Source organism: Prevotella nigrescens, assembly GCF_031191185.1.
GTDB lineage: Bacteria > Bacteroidota > Bacteroidia > Bacteroidales > Bacteroidaceae > Prevotella > Prevotella nigrescens.
The window spans coordinates 1-2697 of record NZ_CP133468.1; the positions used below are offsets into that span (position 1 = coordinate 1).

Annotated in this window: 1 protein-coding gene and 1 pseudogene; one reads left to right on the forward strand and one right to left on the reverse strand. The window is 35.9% G+C overall.

All coding sequences use genetic code 11. From position 1 onward, the window contains the following. Window positions 1-388 precede the first annotated feature (388 nt). Window positions 389-1045, forward strand: a complete 657-nt coding sequence (locus tag RDV52_RS11170; RefSeq protein WP_309149741.1) for a hypothetical protein — start codon at window positions 389-391, stop codon at window positions 1043-1045. 454 nt (window positions 1046-1499) lie between these two features. Here RDV52_RS11170 and RDV52_RS11175 read toward each other — a convergent pair. Beyond that, window positions 1500-2684: pseudogene (locus tag RDV52_RS11175) on the reverse strand (Eco57I restriction-modification methylase domain-containing protein); the annotation flags it as partial. Window positions 2685-2697 lie beyond the last annotated feature (13 nt).

Below are 2697 nucleotides of genomic sequence, written 5' to 3' on the forward strand. Positions count from 1 at the left end.
AGAGGGCTTCGATATTGTTATTGGGAATCCACCGTATGGGGCTAAATATGATAACCAAACAAAGAGGTATTACAAGAATACTTATGTAACCGCAAATAGCATTCGTGGCTTGCAGAAAGGGTCACTCGACACATATACACTGTTCATTGAATTGGGCTATAACCTACTCAGACGGAATGGCAGCTTTGCCTATATCGTTCCAATATCCTTGACTTCAAGTGATTCCCTCACAGGAGTACACCGTTTATTGATGAATAACTGTGACACCATTCATATTTCATCATATTCAGTTCGCCCCAAGCCTGTATTTGAGAATGCCGTCGTGAATACTTCTATATTGCTATTCCAAAAAACGGAAACACCTTGTCAACATCTTTATTCCACAAAGATGTACAGAAGAGGAAATGAGCTTGATTTACAAAAGCTTATTGACAATCTTAATTTTTCTAATGTGTATGGTTATACTATGATAGGTCGCATTCCGAAGATTGGTTGTGAAATGGAAAAAGACATTCTTATAAAAATCTTCAACAATACTCCGATTAGGACTCTTTATGACGACAAGGGTGATCCTATCTATTATAGGACAACTGGCGGTAGGTACTTTAAGGTTGTAACCAATTATCCGACTGGTTCAACTAAAGAAAAGCCATTATATTTTCAAAAACGACTATCGAATGCTATTGGTTGCATTCTTAGCAGTTCTTTGGCTTTTTGGTTTTACCAAATCTATTCCAACAACCTTGATTGGAAGACATACGAGATTGAGAACTTCACCATTCCACAGCTTACAACTGAAAACATTGAGTATCTTGACAAACTATATTCTCGGTATCTAACGGACATAGAGTCTAAGGCAAATGTCAGAACAACATCTGGAGAGTCCACTTACAATGTTGATTCATTCAAGGAATACAAGATTGTACGCTCCAAGGGCATCATTGATGAGATAGATGACTACATTTGCCCACTATACGGCTTGACCCAGAAAGAAACGGACTTTGTCAAAAATTACGAATTGCAGTTCAGGCTGGCAGGAGAATAAAGGCTCTATAACGTTTCGTGTGGGTTGTTTGACCCAATTAGAATAATATCTACTGTATTCATAGAAAGAAGTTATTTGTTCAGTTTAGTTTTACTCTTTAGCCAACGAAATAAGATGTTTTTAAGGTCTTAATTCATACTATGTTTGTGAATGTTTACCATCATTTGCTGTGGTGCGGATACTCTGCACATGTGATGCGGAGGGTTAAATTTACTATGATATATGAATGACAGGGGATGAATTGTGAGCAAAACGTTGTAATACTAAGAATAAACAGGAGGTGTGTAGAAGCTTGTTTAGCTCAAACTCCTTTATATTTGTAGATTAATCCGTCTTCTTCTGTTCAGTCATAAAGCCTTTAAACATAGGAACGCTGGCAAGAAAAAAATATTTACCCACACGATTCGTTATAGAGCCAGAATAAATGATAATTGGAGGACAATTCCTCCAATTATCATTTGGTCTTACTTTTCTTCATACGCCTAAATACCATGTCTTGAAGCGTATTTACAATATAAGCTTCTTCTTTGCCTAATCCAAAGAATTTAAGGACAATAGCATCTATCATTTTATGTTGATTGTCATTGAGCGTTGCTGATATACTCGTATCTATCACTTTATCCTTAACTGTCATATATAGGGCAAAAATTTCAGACGGTTTGTTAAAATTGTAGCAAATAGGTATGCTCTTCAAGTCTGTTGCCTCTGCTTTTAACATTCCGCCTCCCAAGTTTGTTCTTCCTGTAATTTCTCTTAAAAGCCAGAACAATGATGAGTTACAAAATAGCCATATGTTTAAGGTTTCTTCTTGCGACAAATCACCATAAATTTCAACATAACTTGATGTATAGCCAGAGCATTCGTTAATGCTACAGAAATGTGTCCCTATTCCTCTTGGCATTATAAGAAGAGGTTTTTTCCTACTGCTTGAGATGTCGTCTTTACTGACATAACAAGACGAATTATTCCAACTATAGGTTGGACCAATCTCTGATGTATAATACGGATAAGTTCGAGAAGATTGACTATAAACAATATGACTTTTAGTTAGATTTAGTCCTTGTCCAATGCTTATCTTTGAAGAAAGACTTTTATCTTCAAGTTGGCTTATAGTTTCTATAATCCGTAATAGTTTCTGTTCAGCTCTAATGATACCCCCCCACTTGTAGTTATGCAATAATTGATCGCTTGATAAGAATTCTTTTAGAGTAACATTTTCCGTATCATGCATGGAAAATGTATTACATGGATATTTTTCAAGACTCCCATTACAATGAAAGAACTTAACAGGAAATTTATCATTGCTCTCGTTTCTGTTACTGATGATGGTTATAATAGTGTTTATATCAGCTGTTTCAAAGTATTTGTACTCAGAATCAATAATTGCATGAACTTTACACTTCTTCAATAAAAAATTCTGAAACAGTTTTCCGTAGTCTGTGGAAAGCCACGAATTTTCAGTGATAAAGACGTTGTACCCATTTGGGCTCAATAATCTCAGCGATAATTCATAGAAGAAAATCAATAAATCTGCACCACGGGGAAAGGCTCTCGCATCTGACAATCTTCTTTTTTGAATCTCACTCTGCAAACTCACCTTTAATGATTCTGGGAAATTTGGACTTCTCGATTCTAAATACGGCGGATTACCA

Excerpts from the sequence above, each read along its gene's own strand:
- RDV52_RS11170 (WP_309149741.1), top strand. The coding sequence starts at position 389 with ATGTACAGAAGAGGAAATGAGCTTGATTTACAAAAGCTTATTGACAAT.